This window comes from Paenibacillus sp. SER-28, assembly GCF_052906305.1.
Map to the genome: position 1 here is coordinate 1,135,196 of NZ_JBRECM010000001.1, position 18,844 is coordinate 1,154,039.

The 18,844-nt window shown below is 47.3% G+C and carries 16 protein-coding genes; 14 read left to right on the top strand and 2 right to left on the bottom strand.

Translation table 11 applies throughout. The features are described 5' to 3' along the window. Positions 1–68 precede the first annotated feature (68 nt). Complete coding sequence (locus ACUYLD_RS05435; protein ID WP_023988260.1) at positions 69–407, top strand: L,D-transpeptidase; 339 nt, start codon at positions 69–71, stop codon at positions 405–407. Positions 408–525: 118 nt separating this feature from the next. Here the strand turns inward: ACUYLD_RS05435 and ACUYLD_RS05440 are convergent, their stop codons facing one another. Next, on the bottom strand, positions 526–1,545 hold the full coding sequence (locus ACUYLD_RS05440) for a flagellar motor protein MotB (protein ID WP_250261575.1): 1,020 nt from the start codon (positions 1,543–1,545) through the stop codon (positions 526–528). A 216-nt stretch (positions 1,546–1,761) separates the two neighbouring features. On the opposite strand from ACUYLD_RS05440, the gene ACUYLD_RS05445 reads away from it, so the two are divergent. Continuing rightward, a complete protein-coding gene (locus ACUYLD_RS05445) occupies positions 1,762–1,911 on the top strand; it encodes a hypothetical protein (RefSeq protein ID WP_023988262.1) in 150 nt (49 codons plus the stop codon). Between the two features lie 127 nt (positions 1,912–2,038). On the opposite strand, the gene ACUYLD_RS05450 is transcribed toward ACUYLD_RS05445, so the two are convergent. Beyond that, complete coding sequence (locus ACUYLD_RS05450; protein WP_013370782.1) at positions 2,039–2,278, bottom strand: hypothetical protein; 240 nt, start codon at positions 2,276–2,278, stop codon at positions 2,039–2,041. A gap of 389 nt (positions 2,279–2,667) precedes the next feature. On the opposite strand from ACUYLD_RS05450, the gene ACUYLD_RS05455 reads away from it, so the two are divergent. The 12 genes from ACUYLD_RS05455 (at position 2,668) to ACUYLD_RS05510 (ending at position 17,954) form a co-directional block, all read left to right on the top strand. Further along, positions 2,668–2,988, top strand: a complete 321-nt coding sequence (locus tag ACUYLD_RS05455; RefSeq protein WP_023988263.1) for a hypothetical protein — start codon at positions 2,668–2,670, stop codon at positions 2,986–2,988. Between the two features lie 67 nt (positions 2,989–3,055). After that, positions 3,056–7,051: a type VII secretion protein EssC gene (essC, locus tag ACUYLD_RS05460; protein WP_446674547.1), complete on the top strand. Its 3,996-nt coding sequence runs from the start codon at positions 3,056–3,058 to the stop codon at positions 7,049–7,051. 16 nt (positions 7,052–7,067) lie between these two features. Continuing rightward, positions 7,068–7,910 carry a hypothetical protein gene (locus ACUYLD_RS05465; protein WP_061829405.1) on the top strand — a complete coding sequence of 281 codons (843 nt, stop codon included), beginning with the start codon at positions 7,068–7,070 and terminating at the stop codon, positions 7,908–7,910. Positions 7,911–7,915: 5 nt separating this feature from the next. Then, positions 7,916–8,452 (top strand): WXG100 family type VII secretion target, encoded by a 537-nt coding sequence (locus ACUYLD_RS05470; protein ID WP_061829458.1) that lies wholly within the window; start codon positions 7,916–7,918, stop codon positions 8,450–8,452. Between the two features lie 249 nt (positions 8,453–8,701). Next, positions 8,702–8,977 carry a WXG100 family type VII secretion target gene (locus tag ACUYLD_RS05475; RefSeq protein WP_013309990.1) on the top strand — a complete coding sequence of 92 codons (276 nt, stop codon included), beginning with the start codon at positions 8,702–8,704 and terminating at the stop codon, positions 8,975–8,977. Positions 8,978–9,178: 201 nt separating this feature from the next. Then, positions 9,179–11,224, top strand: a complete 2,046-nt coding sequence (locus tag ACUYLD_RS05480; RefSeq protein ID WP_446674548.1) for a hypothetical protein — start codon at positions 9,179–9,181, stop codon at positions 11,222–11,224. A gap of 84 nt (positions 11,225–11,308) precedes the next feature. Then, positions 11,309–12,061: a vWA domain-containing protein gene (locus ACUYLD_RS05485; RefSeq protein ID WP_013309992.1), complete on the top strand. Its 753-nt coding sequence runs from the start codon at positions 11,309–11,311 to the stop codon at positions 12,059–12,061. 12 nt (positions 12,062–12,073) lie between these two features. Then, a complete protein-coding gene (locus ACUYLD_RS05490; protein WP_254349528.1) occupies positions 12,074–12,910 on the top strand; it encodes a hypothetical protein in 837 nt (278 codons plus the stop codon). A gap of 262 nt (positions 12,911–13,172) precedes the next feature. Then, on the top strand, positions 13,173–13,982 hold the full coding sequence (locus tag ACUYLD_RS05495) for an SDR family oxidoreductase (protein ID WP_061829403.1): 810 nt from the start codon (positions 13,173–13,175) through the stop codon (positions 13,980–13,982). A 263-nt stretch (positions 13,983–14,245) separates the two neighbouring features. Beyond that, positions 14,246–15,730 (top strand): aminotransferase-like domain-containing protein, encoded by a 1,485-nt coding sequence (locus tag ACUYLD_RS05500; protein WP_446674549.1) that lies wholly within the window; start codon positions 14,246–14,248, stop codon positions 15,728–15,730. Between the two features lie 108 nt (positions 15,731–15,838). Next, complete coding sequence (locus ACUYLD_RS05505) at positions 15,839–16,768, top strand: D-alanine--D-alanine ligase (RefSeq protein WP_446674586.1); 930 nt, start codon at positions 15,839–15,841, stop codon at positions 16,766–16,768. Position 16,769: 1 nt separating this feature from the next. Next, positions 16,770–17,954: an aminotransferase class I/II-fold pyridoxal phosphate-dependent enzyme gene (locus tag ACUYLD_RS05510; protein WP_254349530.1), complete on the top strand. Its 1,185-nt coding sequence runs from the start codon at positions 16,770–16,772 to the stop codon at positions 17,952–17,954. The last annotated feature ends 890 nt before the right edge of the window (positions 17,955–18,844 follow it).

The window sequence follows — 18,844 nt, forward strand, 5'->3', positions numbered from 1 at the left end:
AAGCATCAAATGTAAAAATATAAGAAAATATAAGTTGTAGTCGGCATATGGTATAAAGGGGTGAATATATGCCGAACTACAGCATTGTGGTGGATTTATCGGATCGTCGTTTATATTTGAAAGATGGAGATCAGATTGTTCTTAGTTATCCAGTCGGTATTGGCAAGCTGGCTACACAGACACCGCATGGGCAATTTACGATTATTAACAAACAGCCCAATCCCGGCGGCCCTTTCGGAGCGTTCTGGATGGGGCTGTCCAAGCCGCATTATGGCATTCATGGCACCAATGAGCCATGGTCCATTGGCAAGATGGTGTCACATGGCTGCATTCGAATGCAGAATAAGGATGTGCTTGAGCTTCAGGAAAAGGTAAGTATAGGCACGCCAGTCACGATACAGCCGTAGCGGCTAGAAGACACTAGATTCTGTATCTACTCAGACGTGGAAACCGCGTCCTAGGCTGTATCTGTGAAGCATATTTCATGGCGAACGGCCGTAACTTTAGGTTAGATGCTGCGTTTAGTTACGATTTGGGTTGGATAGGGATACGGGCTTCAATCTGTTTGGAGCCCTCTTTGTCGTCTGCGGACTTGACTAACGGTCCCGAAAGGCGTTCCCCTTGTGTACCGTACGCCTGTTTGGCGTTGGTCCACATATCTTCGTTCGGTTCGAAACTTATGACTATGGTGTAGTGGTTGGCAAGGCTCGGCTTTTTGACCCTCATGCTGAAGGAGCCGTCAGGCATAACTTTGGTTTGATCATCGTAGCCAAACTGCCATCGTCCCGGAAAATCAATCGTGAGTTTGACGTCCGACCCTTCCAGCAAATTGCTGCGCGCATATACATGATAATAGTTACCTTCTTGCTTCACATCAGGCTTAATCCACACTTGAGGGCTACCGTAGTCCTTAGGTTTGTTCCAGACGGGCTTAACTAAAGGGGTATTGCGTTCTTGTTCAGGATCAAATTCAGCCCCAATCCGAACTTCATGTAGAAGCTGTTTGTTTTCTTCGTATTGATATACATAAGGACCTTCTAATTTGTTGCCACCGCTGCCATACAGATTTCGTATTTCATTGTCTTGGTCATCTGGACGGAACAGAACAGTCAGATCCATACTGCCCTGTATTCCGGGGCGTTGTACCTGGAGTACAAAACTTCCATCCTTTTGAACGGTTGTCTCATCCGTGTACCCAGTTAACAGGGAGTTTTTGACCGCAAGATTCCCTTTGATCCGTGCTCCGGCCGGGAGGTTGGAATGTCCTGTAACCTTCACGGTATTTTTATCAATGCTAACGCCACCTGATATTTCGACATAGCTGCTGCCTTGCTTATGGACAGGTGTATGATTGGCAGCTCGTTCATCAAGGGATGATGCGCCTTGGTTGGGATTACCCGTTACGGTGTAGGCACGTGCTTCAGCTTCATGTTGGGCCATACTCCGGGTTGAAGCTTTTTCCCTGCTGCATGCAGCCAGCATCGTTAGGATTAAGAATGCACATAAAAGGTTCCAGCTTATTTTGGTAATCATGTGTTTACTCATGGTTTTTGCTCGCTCCTTGTCCATAGCTTCCAGGCTTAACGTGATAAAATTTTCGAAACTTTATGTATTTACCCTAATTAAAGGGTATGTAATCCTGTCTGCTTTATCCTATAAGTAACGTACCTGTTTAAACAACAGACAGAATGGTTAAAAATGGATAGCCTGATCATCCCCTTGAAAAGCAGGGGCAGCTTGCTGTAAAGGAGCCTGAGTCATATGTCCATTGACCGTTTTATCTTAAAAAAGCTGGACAACTGCCGGGAAGAGCATACACGCGCTAATTTACTAGAACTGTTTAGAATACGGATTGAGAAGGCGCAGAATAAGGAACGAGGCGGTAAAAAAGGTTATCGCAGAATACTTTAAATAGAGTCTAATCAAATGCATAAGCTGCGGTAAGTCACATGTATCATGTTTCAAAGCTACTGATATGGAGAGGGTGCTGAAATGCCCCTCTCTTTTTTGTGTCTAATGTGGACAAAAAAAGTCCCTCTTAATAGAGGGACAATGCCAATGAATCATTTTCACTAACGCTATGCAGGATGGCTTCACAACCGACAATCTCTATACTGATCAAAGAGTTAAGACATTTTTGAAGGGCACGCTTGCCGCTGGAGATTTTATTCTCCAAAGTGTTACTTAGAAGTTTTAATGTTTTTTGTACCGGTTGCTTATTTTCTTGATTGAAGTATACGGGAATACGTTTGTTTTGAAATGTAATTAATGTTCTCACAAAAATCACCTCGCCTGAGTTATTTCATGGCTTAATTGTAGTGCCCGTTTCTTAAAATTACCTTAAAAACACCTTATAAAAACATAAAGGTCTGAAAAATTTACAAAGTGTTCACAACAATCTAGGTAACAATCGAATTTAGTTCTAACTAATCGACAAAATGACGTATATTCCCATATTAAAAACAATTAAATACATATTATTGATGCTAATGACTCTACTAATGTGAGAAAATATGACTAAAGTCGCTGTTTTATTTTTGGAGTGGGTATTTTGTAACAAATTGACAGTCTAATAGTCGGATGCTACAGTTACGATAGCCATATTTCCGTAGAAATAGGCTTTTTGCGTGAACTTTGCTATATATTAAGGATCGGGAGGGATGACAGATGATCCTGACCGTGCTTTCAGGACGACAGGAAACAGAGTGGTTTGACATCGAGGTAGCTGATGAATACTCGGTGGAACATTTAAAGTTGATGCTGGGTGTGCGCATTTTCGGCGAGCCTCCAGCGGAAGGTATGCAATATATTATGGAAGCAAAGTTCCCGGAAGGGCTTTGGTTCAGGGTGGGGGATAACCAGCTACTCACAGGATCAGGCTTGCGGGAAGGCTGTACTGTGCGTATTCAGCGCGCTTTTTCGACAACTCAGGACGAAGCGCCTGTGTATGGAAGGCGTTCTCTGTTTCAAAGTGAAAAAAATGGGTAAATACACACATGAAATTATATGAAACCTTGGTAAAATGAAATAGTAAGCGAAAAGGGGGACTTTTGTCTTGAATGCATTATACCAGCGATCCCCGAGATTACGGCCGGCGCTCCGAGAGGAGAAGCTGGAGATTTTACGGCCTCCGGCTGAGCCGAGCAAGCCGTCTTTTTCTATTATATCTATACTTATTCCGTTAATGATGACGTTGGTGACTATAGGCTTTTACGTATATATGAGCAAAACAGGTAAGATGGGCAACAGTAACTATTTGATGTTCCAGATGGTCACTGTGGTCATGATGCTTACATCTTATACGATTCCTTTTTTCGTCTATCTAAATAATAAGAAGGAATACAAGCGCAAGCTGGAGGAACGGGACCGCATGTACCGGGAACAGCTCCAAAAGCATCGTGAAGAACTTGAAATGAAACGCGAGGAGCAAATTCGCACACTATATGAAATTCACGGTGACCCGCAAATATGCACTCAAATTGTCAAAAACCGCAACAGTTCACTCTGGGAACGATCACCTGAGGATGAGGACTTTTTGCAGGTGCGTATTGGGACTGGACAAGTTCCCTTCCATATTAAATTGCAAATTCCACGCCCAGACGGTTATGATCGAGATCCTTTGTTGGGAGCTGCGGATGAACTGGAAGAAGAGTTTCGTCTGGTAGACGCCGCTTCCATTGCATTACCGCTGTTTCAATCCAAAGTGGTTGGATTGGTCGGCGAACGGGAGCATACCCTTGCTGCGTTAAGAGTCATCTTGGCACAAGTGACGGTTCGTCACTCGCCAGATGAAGTGAAAATTGCTTCCTTCTATGACGAGCGAGAGGAAAGTGAATGGACATGGATGCGCTGGCTCCCACATGTGTGGGATGATGACCGAATTCAGAGAATGATGTCAGACCGCAGTAGCAGTGCACATCAACTAGCTGATTTTCTGTTTGCCAGACTGAACCGCCGTAAAAATAATCGCAATGATCGTCAGGGCAGAGGGATGGAAGTCCCGTGTTATGTCGTTGTTTTATCTGACACTCAGCTGATTGAGGAAGAACCGTTGCTGCCGTTGTTACTGGAGGACGGCCGAGCCATTGATGCGTGCACGATTGTGCTGGCTTCTCGTAAAGAGGCTTTGCCGATGCAGTGTCAGCTGATTGTGGAGGCTTCCAAAGAGCAGGGCGTATATGCCCGCAAATCAGAATCGGCGGAGGTTGAACAGCAAAGTTTTAAACCGGATCGTTTATCAAAAGAGGAAGCCGATGCATTGGCGCGGTACATGGCTCCTATTCGCTTGAAGCGTTCCTCTGCTTCTGATATTCCCGCTGTGCTGCCTCTGTTTGATATGATGAGCGTAGCGAGTGTAGAAGAACTGGACGTGGCAGATCGGTGGCGACGTAACCGCCATCCTGATACCTTACCCGTACCGATGGGCGTGCGAGCAGGCGGCAAGAAGATTATGATTAACCTGCATGATAAGATAGAGCGTCAAGGACATGGTCCCCATGGCTTGATCGCCGGTACAACGGGTTCAGGGAAGAGTGAGGTTATCCAATCCATCGTAGCCTCGCTTGCTGCCGAGTTTCATCCGCATGATCTGGCTTTTATGCTGATCGATTACAAGGGTGGAGGCATGTCCAACACGTTCGTTAACTTGCCGCATGTGGTGGGTACGATTACGAACTTGGACAATAATTTGATTGAACGTGCCAAAATATCTCTTAAAGCAGAACTGGTTCGTCGACAGAAGATATTGAACGATGCAGGCAATTTACAGCATATTGATGAATATTACAGACTACTCCGGCAGCGGCAGGAACAACCGCTGCCTCATCTGGTTATTATTATTGATGAATTTGCACAATTAAAGCGGGATCAGCCAGAGTTCATGGACGAGCTAATCAGTATTGCTGCGATTGGGCGGACACTAGGTGTCCATTTGATTTTGGCGACGCAAAAGCCCGCAGGTGTCGTGGATGATAAGATCTGGAGTAACTCCAGGTTCCGCATCTGCTTACGGGTGCAAAGCGAAGGTGATAGCCGTGACATGTTGAAAATACCGAATGCTGCGTGGATTACGAAGCCGGGACGAGGATATTTTCAAGTGGGTAGCGACGAGGTGTTTGAAGAGATGCAGTTTGCTTGGAGCGGTGCGCCGTATATAGGCAACAGCGATATTTCTTCTGCACTACCTGTCCATGAAGTGAGACTGAACGGGAAACGTGAAGCGCTACTGACGGGTGGAGAACGGGCAAGCTCAGGATTAAAAGGTGAAGAAGCTCCTAAACAGCTTCAAGTATTTATTGATTATATTGCGAATGAGGCTGCTAAAGCAGGGATCGAACGACTTCAGGGACCGTGGCTTCCACCGCTGCCTGAATTGCTGGATTTAACAAATCTGCCTGCATGCACCGAAATAGATAGTACATCATCATCTTTGGAGCTGAAGGCTCTTATGGGTCTGGTCGATGATTTGCCGAATCAGCGACAGGAGCCGATTTATGCATCGTTGGATCATGGTCATTGGGCTGTGTATGGCATGCCTGGCATGGGAAAAACGACCTTTTTGCATACATTGCTGATGTCCACGGCTCAGCGTTTTGCTGCGAATCATTGGAATGGTTATATCATTGACATGGGTCGAACGATGCGCGACTTTGGGGAACTTCCCCAAATCGGGGCTGTTATGATGGCTGAGGAAGATGACCGGATCAAGCGATTGTTCCGTTATCTGTTCAAGATGGTGGCCGTACGCAAGGAAATGCTTTCCGAGGCTGGTGTCAAAACAATAAGTTCTTATCGACGTTCTGCTGTCGAGGATATTCCGCAAATTGTCGTAGTCATTGATGGATATCTTAATTTCCGTAATGCTTATCCAGATGAAAATGAACTGCTGGAATCTCTTTTGCGAGAAGGAGGTAGTCTAGGTATCACGTTTATCATTACGGCGAACCGGATTACCGATGTGTTTGAGAAATTCCGCAGTAACATACCGAATGCTGTTTCTTTTGAAATGTCCGACCCGAGTGACTATTATTATGCGGTAGGACGACCAGCCAAAACGCCAGGACCGTTAATTCCAGGCCGCGCCCTGGTTAAAGGACATGTTCCTCCGCTGGAGTTCCAAACGGCTTTGCCTTCACCAGGTGAAGATGAGGCGGAACGATCAGCACGGTTACGTCGCAATATCGCTGGCATTGCGCAGGAATGGAAAGGCAAGCACGCACCAGCCATTCTTCCATTACCTGAGCGGATTCCACTGTCGGAACTGCTTCAGCAGTGGGATCGGACAAGTGGACCCTCGGGCGCACTTCCTTATGAGGTGCCTGTAGGTCTACAGAGTGACGATCTTGAGCCTTTTCTCCTGAATCTAAAAGAAGGGCCCAATTTTATCGTGGGTAGTCCAATGGAGGGTGGAAAAACCTCTTTTCTAATGAGTTGGATTATATCGCTCGCTTATTACACATCACCTAATCAATTGGAAGTCTATACAATCGATACACGCTATGGAGGCGGAGGACTATCTAGATTACGGCATCTTCCTCATGTTAAGGCTGCTGCCGAAAGCGAAGAAGAAATGGGGCCTCTGGTACAGAAGGTGTATGATATCGTTCAACAGCGGAACAAGGAGGGGAATGATCCCGAATTGCTCCTGGTCATTGATGATGCGGATATGTTAAGTAAGCAACTGAACGATTTTATGATAAAGGATCAGCTCTCCGCCATTGTACGGTTGGGACGTGATCGCAATGTGCATGTCGTGCTATCGGGTGTGCCATCTGATTTTCCTACCTTTGGTGTGGACTGGTTTAATGATGTCAAGGCAAGCCAAAGCGGTATGCTATTTGGAACACTAGATTCGAATGATCTATCGTTCTTTCGTATCCCTTATTCGGAGGCGAACGCCGCTGCTGGTGGCCTAAAAGTCCTGCCACCTGGGCAGGGATACTACGTACGGCGCAAATTTACCAGGATAAAAGCGGCAATTCCCTTCTCAGAGCAAGTGAGCTGTGAGGATTGGATAACGAAAATTCGTGACCGATGGCATGTTGTAGTTTGAAGGGAGGTGGCTCATAATGTTAACGTTTCAAGCTTCCAAGCAGAAGTTAATAACCCTCAAGGCGAAGGAACTGTTTTTTCTAGCAGGCGTATTGGGTTCTGACAGACTGCTTGGGGTGGAAGATCCGTTTAAGGGCTATCTAGCAGAGGAGTTGGCGGAAGAGTGGGAGCAGGTAAAAGCTACTCTTTTGGAAAAGGGTTATCTAAAGCGGGCAGATAAGGGCAAAGAGCTAGCAATGCCTCCTACCGTTTTTTCAAGAGTCGCTATCGCGGGATTATCCAACAGGGCTTGCCGTATACGCTATGTGCGGGGAGGCAAGCAGTTTGAAGGCTATCTCCATTGCACGAACGAACGTGTAGTGGAACTCGTGAAATCCGCTGATGAACCCGATGAGTATCGACTGTACGATCTGGGTAATGTGGAAAAGGCTTGCGAAACATTGGTTGATAAAATGGGTTGGGTAGATCGACTTATGCCTGAATCCCCCGCACTTATGTTCTCCAAGCAGGCATTTAATAAAATTTACGAGCAGTCGGCAGGAGAAAGTGTATCTCTGATCAGCAGTAAACTGACCGAGGCTAGCGGAGATGCAGAGGGGTCTGCAAGCCTGGCTCAGTCTTTGAGTTCCCGTGTAGCCGAGGGAGAATTGCAATTGCTGGTCTGGAACGGTAGGGAGTGGGAGTCACAACGGGCAGCCTTTGTCCTGTGTCCCGCAATGAACTGGATATTTCGGATGAGCTCCAGTGGTAACGGAGACTGGCTGATTGCAGCTATGGCTTCAAGAGATCAGTTTGTGGATTTATTATTAAATTGGTTGAAACAGTCGGCAGTGAATGAAGAAGTGACAGAAGAAGGGTGATGGATATGCGCATTCGAGTTGAACCGGATGTGCTTCGGGGGCTTAGCGGGCAGCTACAGCATGCGGCGGAGCAAATTCAACAGTTAACAGCAGGTTTGGAGCAGGCGTTACAATCGCTGGATTGGGATGTATCTGCACGCGAGGCGATCTTGAATCATTGGATGCAGGCCAAGCGGATGTCAGAACAGATCCATGCTTACCTCCATACATCAGGTACACAACTGAACCGAAAGGCAGAGCAGTTTCAGTCTGTTGATCACAACTATCAAACGATTCTGTCATTTGCCAGCCAACCATTGGGACGACCCGTCACGATGCTCGATTGGTCGAATCAGCAATCACCGTCTATTCTGCCTGGGCAAGCTTCGGAAGGAGGCAGTCTGATTTCAAACCCGCAGTCTGTCGTACATGCCATTGCTGGTGTACAGTCTTCGGATATAGAAACGTTGCATCAGGATATTCTGATGCAGGCGTCTTCTAGCAGTCCGCAGGATTGGTATTTTACTGATCCCTCTACAGCAAGAGATCAGCCTGTCGCTTAGTTGGGAACGCGTTCCGGGACAATCTGGATCGACTGCAAAATTTACTTGAATTCGTTTCGCAATTCCCGGCTTTATGGGACTTATTAGGTGGTTGTTTTGTTAATATTATACTGTTAGGTGCTGTTTTATAGTTAAAAAGTGGGATTATAACAATTAGGTCCTTTGCCTTTTGTAGGGAATTAAATAGCCATAGTACAATTTGAACCAGATAAACAAAAACATTATTTATCATCAAGGAGGACGCAAAAAATGGCAGGACGCATTTTAATTACCCCAGAACAGGTTGATCAGGTGGCTAACCAATTTAAACAAAGTGGTGAACAAAGCCAGCAGATCGTTTCCAGTTTGACACAGTCCATCTCAGGTATGGAAGGTCAATGGGAAGGTATGACTAAGCAACGCTTCTTCCAAGAGTTTCAGGAAGCTAGCAAACAAATGCAAGCTTTCGTAACGACTTTGAATAGCATCAGCCAAGAATTGACAGCTATCGCTAACAAATTCCGTACGGTTGACCAAACGAAATAAGTTGCCTTGCCTGATAGGGATCAACTTATCATACACCACTCTAAAAAGAAGCAATATGTGAGCCATTCCTCATGGTTTGGCACAGGATGTTCAGGAAAAACCGGGCGATCTTCGGATACCCGGTTTTCTTGCCATCCATAGATGTATATAATAAGGTGAGGAATACTAGCATACTGAATGATGTAAGGAGAGGGATGTTTCATGTCTTTTCAACCGAATCCGGGAGACGAATTGATCATAAACGGCACAGCTTATGTGGTTGGGCGACATCCCGCTGCACCCGGTTTAGCCTATGCTCAAGCAGGGCGACAGGGAATTGTATACCAGCTAAATGCCAAAAACGGAGCGCCGCATGAGGCCAAAGCCCTTAAGGTGTTTTTTCCGAAGTTCCGCATCCCGGCTATGGTTTATCAATCGGAGCATATGGAAGCATACGGGGATATTCCCGGTTTGCAGGTATGCAAGCGTGATGTGCTCACTCCAGAAAGAAACGGAAGTCTGATCGCCGAGCAGCCTGATTTGCTGTATGCGGTGCTGATGCCATGGGTTCACGGTATGACATGGTTCGATTGTCTCACAGATCAGCGTCAGCTTGAGGCTTCCGATAGTCTGGCTTTAGCCAGAGCATTGGCAGGGATCGGTTCAGCTATGGAGCAAAAAGGATTGGCGCATTGTGATTTATCGGCGCCGAATGTAATGCTTCCGTTTTTTTCTGAAGTGGAACTGCCTCAAGGCACGTCAGCTGTGGAATTGGTGGACGTGGAACAAATGTATAGCACTAAAATGGATCGTCCAGATGCTCTATTGGCAGGTTCGCCAGGGTATGCCGCCCATCGTACCGTCCACAGCGGGTTATGGAGTGCGTATGCAGACCGTTTTGCAGGGGCAATTATTATAGGAGAAATGCTAGGCTGGTCTGACCGTGTAGTAGTGGACAAAGCGTGGGGCGAAAGTTATTTTGATCAGCATGAAATGCAGACGCCTTGTGAACGTTATTTTATTTTACGAAAATCACTTGAATCCCGGTGGGGCAGCAAGGTGGTAGAATTGTTCAGCCGTGCCTGGGATAGTCAGGATTTAAGCAGTTGCCCTACTTTTGGCGAATGGCTGGTTGTACTTAATGCGGTTACTGAGCAGGAAATTCCAGTTGAGGCTATAGAACCGGAGCCTACTGCGACAGAAACAATAGAATCGGCAGCGGTGGGCGGCCTTGCCAGTGAAGCTGCACCCTCTTTGTCAGCGCCTGCACCGCTCAAAGCTGAACAGGCTGCATTGCTAAATCAGGCTGCTCTGGAGCAGGGAGAGCGTGGGGTAACGGACAAGCTGTTCCGACAGGCACGTGATTTGGAGCGGCAAAACAAACCTGCTGCAGCGCTAGAAGTATACCGGTCGTTGTATCATTTTGTAGAAGACGGTAGTCCTCTGCATGTGGAGGTGTCGGCTGCGATCACAGGGCTAGAGGAGCAGTTGAATCCCAAGACGCCAGAGCAACCTGAAAAATCAAAAGCCTGGTATCGCTCCAAAGCATTTATCGTGACAACTGCGGCCGCAGTCGTTCTATTGGCAGCTGGAATCCCAGCCGTGAATATTCTTGCAGATCAGTCCAATCAGCGGCAAATCGAGGCAGCCAAGCAGGAAGAGGCAGCGAAGGCTGCAAAGGCGGCCGAGGAAAAGCTGGCAGCCGAGCAGGAAGCGTCTCAAAAATTGCTGACGGAGAAACAACGACAGGAAGCGGAACAGCAGACCAAACAACAGGCACTTGCTGCTCAAAAGCAACAGGAGGAGCAGAAGAAACAGCAAGCCCTTATCGCTCAACAGGTTAAATATGAAGCTTATCTCGCCCAAAAGGAACAAAACAAGCAGGCGGCTGCCAAGTTGGCGAAGCAAAAAGCGTATGATCAACAGGCAAAGTATGAAAAATACTTGGCTTTGAAAAAAGAGCAGGAAGCTCGTGCCGCCCAAGAAGAGGCAGCTCGTAAGGCAGCAGCCGAGGCGGAACAAAAGCAAAAAGAGTCCATGCATGCACGAAACAAGGAGAACGTTCTTCAGCTTATTTCCCTGTACAACAAGGCGTATGCCTCTCAGGAAGGTGGAAGCGCTGCGAAGGCTAAGAGCTTTGCCAAGCGTTTTAGAACACTATATGATAGTAATCCTTCTTATTATCGTTCGGTAGGTGAAGTGGGATATCGGGCTTCCTCGATTTATAACTTTTTAGGTGATACGAATTTTAGACTGCCTAAAATTTAATATTTCATATGTTTATATATGGGCGGAATGATAGATACAAAACAGATGGAGATAGAAGGTAACTGAGGGGAGCATGTACAAACTATGAATTATACAATACAGGCTTCACAACGTACTCCCGCCCTAATCATTTACCTGATTGACATCAGCGCGTCGATGAACATGCTGATGGAGGGGCGGCGGCGTATTGACGTTGTATATGAAGCTATATCGTTGGCGATCCGGCAGATGGTTTTTCGGTCAACCAAAGGAAATCGGCTGACAGCGCGCTATCGGATTGCGATTTTGGCTTATAGTGACGACGTGTATGACCTGCTGAATGGTGTTAAGGGGATAGATGAAATTGCGGCCATTGGCTCGTTGCCCGATTTGACACCCAAACGATTCTCAGATTCTGCAAAAGCCTTTTTGCAGGCTGAACGTATTTTGCAGGCGGAATTACCAGGGATGCAGGATTGCCCTGCACCATTGGTCTGTCATATGACAGATGGGGTTTCTACAGGCGATGATCCGGAACCGATTGCGAAGCGTATTATGAGCATGAGTGTACCGGACGGTAATGTACTGGTGGAAAATATATTTTTATCTGACAGGTTGCTGGAAACGCCTATTCAGGACCCCCGTCGCTGGAAAGGTCTGACGCATAATACGCCGTTGCAGGATGAACATGCTGTGAAATTGCGTGATATGTCTTCTGTACTGCCTGAAAGCTATCGAGAAATGCTGTTTGAGGCAGACTATCAGTTAGGTGAAGGAGCCATTATGATGCTGCCCGGAACCTGTGCGGAACTGGTGTCCATTGGGTTCCAAATGTCGGCCGCAACGCCTGTACGGTAAGGAGGTAAAAGCATGAATCCACTGCTGTCCCTGCTCCCGGCGAGCAAAAAAAAGGGAATGAATGCAAGGCTGACTCAGCAATTTGCTTACATAAGCTCTCAGACAGGCGATCAGCCTTTATCATCTCATCACAGTCGTTTTATGTGTCGTTATGGCTATGGAAGATCTGCCGAATCTGCCAGTATGGGGGAAAGCGGACAGGATTTCGCCGCAGTACGTATTCATAAATCCGTCTGTTGTTTTGTCTTGTGTGATGGTGTCGGGCTCAGTTACCGAGGAGATTTTGCAGCCCGCTATCTGGGTTCTTCTTTACTGGATTGGATGGAACGGGGACAAGATCTGTCTGCTGATCAATTGAGAGTGTACCTTGAACGTTTGGCAGGTACAGCGGCAGAGGAACTGGGTCGGCAGCCTTTGGATCACGAATCAGGCTTAATGCGTTCGGTATTGGAAGATAAACGTCGTCAGGGAAGCCAGTCCATGTATATTTGCGGTAAAATCGAACTGCCGAAGCGTGGTAGTCGTGGCCGTCTCCGACTTGCCTGGCAAGGAGACTCACGGTTGCGACTATGGAACGGTGCCGAAGAAATTAGCGAGCTGTTCGATCATACTTTCTCTACAGCGGAGCGCTGGTCTACAAGTCGGGGGCCGATTGGAGGGAAGCCTCATTGGTATGAAAGAAGCATACCCGCGGATATGCCGATGAGATTACAGGTATATACGGACGGTTTATCCGATTTGGACCCCATTCGCGAGCCTATCCCTGATGAGCAGATACAGGTATTGCTGGATGCATCCCATACCGGGGGACTTGATGATGATGCTGCATTTATTGAGTTGCAGTGGTAAATAAATAAGAAAAGGACGTTATACAACCATGGATATGGATGTATACGTCCTTTTTTGATGAATACATAGAACATACGATTCTTTAAGATATTTGTAGAATGTAACGAGGAAGAGAAGGAAAGAGGCGCTAATACGCGTAATATTCGTACTTTTCTTAAATATCGCAAAGGAATAGCAAAAAATGCGCAAAAATAGTGATTATAAAGTATATCCTTTTGGGTAATCTTGTGATTATACAGATTACAGAAAGGGAGCGATACATATGAGCTACACATATGCAGGAGGCGCGCGCTTTGAAGGCAAAACTGCTCTAATCACGGGAGCTGGTTCTGGAATTGGCAAGGCAACGGCCATTCAGATGGCTAGAGAAGGAGCGAATGTCGCTCTTTTTGACGTAAGTAATGAGCGCATTTCGGAGACGGAAAGAGAAATTAATGCTATACGTGAAGGGTCAGCGCGGGCTTTTGACGTGGACATTGCCGATCCGGTGCGTGTGGAAAAAGCAGTTCTGGAAGCGGTTGAATTATTTGGCGGGCTGCATATCATTTTTGCCAATGCCGGGATAAACGGGGTCGTCGGACCGATTGAGGATCTGAGCATTGAGGATTGGCGGCAAACATTGTCCACGAATCTGGATGGTACCTTCCTGACGGTGAAGTATACAATACCACATTTGAAAAAGAACGGTGGCGGCAGCATTATTATTACCAGCTCCATTAATGGTAATCAGCGCTTTACCAGCTTTGGGATGTCAGCCTACAGCACATCGAAGGCGGGTCAAACCGGTTTTGCTAAAATGGCTGCGCTGGAGCTGGCTAAGTTCCGTATTCGTGTGAATGTCATCTATCCGGGTGCCATCTCGACGAATATTGATGAAACCACGGAGAAATCGGAAGGGTTAAAGCAAATTACCATCCCCGTCAAGTTTCCCGAAGGAGGACAACCGTTGGCTGATGGGCCGGGTCAACCCGAGCAGGTAGCTGATTTGGTGACATTTTTGGCCTCAGACCACTCGCGTCACATTACTGGCGCGCAAATTGTCATTGATGGGGCAGAGTCGTTATTGTTTTAGAAAATACTGTCCATACGCTGATCGACAGCCTGGATGACAAATATGTTGACTATTACTTTCATCAGCTTCACGATGCTTGGTGATATGTACAATGCTTGCAATGGACGCGATGAGAGGTAATGATGCGGGGGAATGAGGCAAGAATACGAGGGCGTACCGGGGATAAAATACGGAAGAACCACCGAAGGATGAAAAATCCAGTGCGGTGGTTCTTTTTTTTCACTCGTCTTGTATGCCATCATTATAGGGGGAGGCGATGAAGGATGTTCCAGGATTTCAAGCTCGTAAGTGACCGCCCGGTCTCGATACAAGTAAAAGAATACGTCAATCGTTTAATTATAAAAGGGGCGCTTCAGGCGGATCAGAAGCTGCCTTCCACACGAGAAATGAGCGTTCTGCTTAAGGTGAGCCGCAATACAGTCATTGCAGCCTATGAAGGCTTGGAGGATGACGGATTTACGTATGCGATTCCCGGAAAGGGTAGTTATGTGGCCGCCATGGTGGGCCAGTCGGCCAAAGATAACGGAGGATCTGACGGCTCTGCCACCTGGGAGATCGACTGGAAGGCAAGAATGAACGAGTATGCTATATCAGCTGTTGACCTGGATATGATGAAGCAGGGCATTCGTGCCCAAAAGGGAACTATCTCGTTCACAAGCATCGCTCCGGATGAGCAGCTGTTTGATCTGGGGGATGTAAGGCGAGCCTTTATGGATCGGATGGCAATCGAAGGGCAGGTGCTGCTCAACTACGGCTATGCCAAGGGCTACAAGCCGCTGATTGATTATCTGATGCATTATATGGAGAACAAAGGCGTGGATATAATTGGCAAGGATATGCTGATTACAGGTGGGTTTACAGAAGGCTTTGACATTGTGCTGTCGGCTTTACGCCCTTCTGCACGCCGCGGAGCGGCAATTTGTGAAAATCCGACCCATCACACAGCGATCAAAAATTTGAAGTTGCAAGGATTTGAGATTACCGGCATTCCGATGGAGTGTGACGGTATTGATGTGGAGCGGCTAGAGGAGGTACTGCAGACCAATAACTTCGATTTGGCTTATTTAACTCCTTCCTATCACAATCCGACAGGCATCGTCATGTCGCCAGCAAAGCGCAGCGCTGTTATGAAATTAATGATGCGCCATCAGATTCCGGTGATCGAGGATGGATTCAATGAGGAGCTTCGCTACTCGGGAGCGCATGTTGCGCCCTTAATAGCGACAGCAGGGCAAGGGAACGGAGTAATCTATATTGGCAGCTTCTCCAAGGTGCTGTTCCCTGGCTTGCGAGTAGGCTGGGTGCTTGGAGACCGAGCACTGATTGACACTCTGGAAAGCATTAAGCGTGCGCGCACCATTCATACCTCAACAATCGATCAATCGATTTTATACCAATATATGCTTAACGGAAATTTCGATAAACATGTAAAAAAAGCACGTACAGAGTATAAGCGCAAATATGAGCTGACAAAGACATGCTGTGAAGCACATCTTCCTGAGGCGCAGGTGTCTGGTGACGGGGGCTTGCATTTGTTCCTTACCTTCCCGACAGGCGTAAATACACGCCAGCTGCTAGAAGCTTGCACAGAACAGGGCGTCATTTTCACACCGGGAGACAAGTTTTTTATTCAAGAAGGCGAAGGGACGAATACATTGCGGCTTGGGTTTTCACGAGTAACAGATGAAAATATCGAACGGGGTATTCAAATAATCGGTAAACAGACGCGTAACTTTCTTAAGGCATAAGGATTAAGAAAAGAGCTATAGAGACGGAATATTGTTCTGGAGAAGCACCAGCGATCGGATGAACATCCGTAACCACATAAAGATTTTGAAGAAAAATGAGGTGTCATGATGAAAATTGGTGTTATTATGGGCGGTATTTCCTCTGAGCGTGAGATTTCTCTGCAGACAGGTCAAGAGATGATCAATCATTTGGATCGCAGCCGTTATGAAGTGGTTCCAATGGTGATCGAGCAGCGAGCGGATTTAATCGCGCAGGTCCAGCAGGCAGGCATTGATATCGCGCTGTTGGCACTGCATGGTCAGTATGGCGAGGACGGCACGGTGCAGGGAGCGCTGGAGACACTGGGCATTCCCTACACAGGCAGCGGTGTCCTGGCAAGCAGCTTATGCATGAATAAGCAGTTGTCCAAGATGCTGTTGAAGGCAGCGGGTGTGCATACGCCTTCAGGCCTTTACTGGCAGGGGATGGACGATTATGATCCGCAGCTGGTGGAGCGTTTAGGCTACCCGGTTATTGTGAAGCCGAATACGGGGGGATCCAGCATCGGCATCCAGCTTGTACAAAATGAGAAGGAACTGCTGCCGGCTGTTCAGGGGGCTTGCAGCTTGGATCAAGCGATCTTGATTGAGCCCTATTATAAAGGGACGGAGATTACCTGCCCCATCGTAGATGGCGAGGTATTACCGATTATTAGCATTAGCTCCGTTCGTTCGAAGTGGTTCGACTACCAAGCGAAATATGAGGTCGGCGGTGCTGAGGAGAAGGTGGTCGAGCTTCCCCCCGTTATTGAGCAGCGTGTGCGTGAGGCGGCACTGGCCAGCTACCGGCTGCTGCAATGTAAGGTCTATGCAAGGGTCGATATGATTTTGTGTCAGGATAGACCTTACGTGCTGGAAGTGAACACATTACCGGGAATGACCGCCAACAGCCTGCTTCCGAAGAGTGCGGCAGCTGCGGGTATAACCTTTACACAGCTACTCGACCAAATTATTGCCAGCTCGCTCCATGAGCGGAAACAGGAATGGAGGATGGCGTAATATGTTTAGTGAAATGGGGACAGGGCGGTTTGTATCCTCGCGCGTACGGGATATTCGCCCATCGGGAATTCGCGCTTTTTTTGATCTGAATGCAGCAGGCGGAGGTACAATCGCCCTTGGGGTCGGAGAGCCTGATTTCGTTACACCGGACAAGGTACGTGAAGCTTGCATTCAGGCACTGCGTGAAGGACAGACGAAATATACTTCGAATGCCGGCTTGATGGAGCTGCGGGAGGAGATCTCTGCTTATTTTTCCGGCAGCTTCGCGCTTTCCTATGACCCTGAGCAGGAAATGATTGTGACGGTGGGGAGCAGTGAAGCCGTCGACTTGGCGCTGCGAGCAGTGATCGATCCGGGTGACGAGGTGCTGATTCCAGCACCAAGCTATATTGCCTATGAACCCATTACCCATCTGCATGGCGGTAAAATTGTAGAGGTGGCAGCTACGGCAGAGGAGCAATTCAAGCTGACCCTGCAAGCGCTGCAAGCGGCAATTACACCTCATTCAAAGGTTTTAATGATCAATTATCCCTGTAATCCGACTGGAACAGTTATGACGAAGCAGGATTGGCTACCGATTACAGAGCTCATTATCAAACATAATCTGGTCGTCATTTCGGATGAAGTGTATGCCGAACTGACTTACGGGAGAAAGCATGTCAGTATCGCCTCCTTGCCGGGCATGAAGGAGCGTACGATTGTCATCAGCGGTTTTTCCAAAGCATTTGCGATGACAGGCTGGCGGGTAGGCTATGCGTGCGGTCCGCATGAGCTGATTGCCGGCATGCTGAAAATCCACCAGTACACAGCCATGTGTGCGCCCACCATTGCACAGATTGCCGCGCTGGAATCATTGCGCCATGGCTTGGCTGCCAAGGATGAGATGATGGCGAGCTACAATGAACGTCGCAAGCTGTTTGTGGCCGGCTTGAATGCAATCGGGCTTGCTTGTCATGAGCCTGAGGGGGCTTTCTATGCCTTCCCTTCAATTACTTCTACTGGCATGTCATCTGAGCAGTTTGCACTTCGTATGCTGAAGGAAGCGAAGGTGGCGGTCGTACCGGGACATGTATTCGGATCAGGCGGAGAGGGCTTTATTCGCTGCTCATATGCAGCCTCGCTCGTCGATTTGGAGAAGGCGCTGGCACGGATGGGAAGGTTTATGCAGGTAATGCAGCCGGTATGATGAACAGGGTTAATAACTCGAATTTTGCCGAACGTTTTCATAAAATATTTTACAAATACCTTTATGATTTTCGAAAACATAAAGGTATTTTTCTGATCAATGTAGTGGATATTTCTGGATGTATTTACCCAAAGCCCGAACGTTCAGCTTTGGAGTTAACTGGTGGAACCTTGCTTTTAAATGCGCTATCGATGAATTAAATATATTCGAATGTGCGCTTCCTCTTTCACAGGTGGCAGAACTGGCAGAGGTGAAATAAGTCCAGACAGGTATTTGTTGCTAAGCCAAAAAGCGAGTCTGTCCAGGTGCGAATGTGAAGCTCACATGAATTCTCCGAGAGATTCGCGCCTCAGATTTTGTCGAATTATATCGAATGTGAACAAGTTTTAAACGATCGCAAGAGGATGAGGTAATATTAGATGCGTTTTTGCCAAAATAACGCTAGAATGTTACTTAAATAGGGGGCATTTGACCCATTTTCGCTGTCGCACTCTATATGAGTGCGTGGATTGAAATTTCGCACCGCCCTGCAACGCAAATAAGATCGACTGTCGCACTCTATATGAGTGCGTGGATTGAAATTTCGAAAACATCGTTTAACAACGGTAAATCAATCAGTCGCACTCTATATGAGTGCGTGGATTGAAATGTTCCCTAATCGTAAAGGTACCGATATAACACCGGGGTCGCACTCTATATGAGTGCGTGGATTGAAATTTTTAGACCCTAAATCAAGTTTAAAGTGGGTCAGTCGCACTCTATATGAGTGCGTGGATTGAAATACGATTGGAGATTAGATGTGCATTTTTGGCTTGGCGGTCGCACTCTATATGAGTGCGTGGATCATGACGGAGCAGCCGCCACTTGGTCGTACGAGTGGAGAGCGCCTC

Bases quoted from the DNA above. Each gene is read 5' to 3' on its own strand.
- ACUYLD_RS05510 (WP_254349530.1), top strand. From the start codon at position 16,770: ATGTTTAGTGAAATGGGGACAGGGCGGTTTGTATCCTCGCGCGTACGG.
- ACUYLD_RS05435 (WP_023988260.1), top strand. From the start codon at position 69: ATGCCGAACTACAGCATTGTGGTGGATTTATCGGATCGTCGTTTATAT.
- ACUYLD_RS05480 (WP_446674548.1), top strand. From the start codon at position 9,179: ATGTCTTTTCAACCGAATCCGGGAGACGAATTGATCATAAACGGCACA.
- ACUYLD_RS05440 (WP_250261575.1), bottom strand. From the start codon at position 1,545: ATGAGTAAACACATGATTACCAAAATAAGCTGGAACCTTTTATGTGCA.
- ACUYLD_RS05465 (WP_061829405.1), top strand. From the start codon at position 7,068: ATGTTAACGTTTCAAGCTTCCAAGCAGAAGTTAATAACCCTCAAGGCG.
- ACUYLD_RS05475 (WP_013309990.1), top strand. From the start codon at position 8,702: ATGGCAGGACGCATTTTAATTACCCCAGAACAGGTTGATCAGGTGGCT.
- ACUYLD_RS05490 (WP_254349528.1), top strand. From the start codon at position 12,074: ATGAATCCACTGCTGTCCCTGCTCCCGGCGAGCAAAAAAAAGGGAATG.
- ACUYLD_RS05470 (WP_061829458.1), top strand. From the start codon at position 7,916: ATGCGCATTCGAGTTGAACCGGATGTGCTTCGGGGGCTTAGCGGGCAG.
- ACUYLD_RS05485 (WP_013309992.1), top strand. From the start codon at position 11,309: ATGAATTATACAATACAGGCTTCACAACGTACTCCCGCCCTAATCATT.
- ACUYLD_RS05505 (WP_446674586.1), top strand. From the start codon at position 15,839: ATGAAAATTGGTGTTATTATGGGCGGTATTTCCTCTGAGCGTGAGATT.
- ACUYLD_RS05455 (WP_023988263.1), top strand. From the start codon at position 2,668: ATGATCCTGACCGTGCTTTCAGGACGACAGGAAACAGAGTGGTTTGAC.
- ACUYLD_RS05500 (WP_446674549.1), top strand. From the start codon at position 14,246: ATGTTCCAGGATTTCAAGCTCGTAAGTGACCGCCCGGTCTCGATACAA.
- ACUYLD_RS05445 (WP_023988262.1), top strand. From the start codon at position 1,762: ATGTCCATTGACCGTTTTATCTTAAAAAAGCTGGACAACTGCCGGGAA.
- ACUYLD_RS05495 (WP_061829403.1), top strand. From the start codon at position 13,173: ATGAGCTACACATATGCAGGAGGCGCGCGCTTTGAAGGCAAAACTGCT.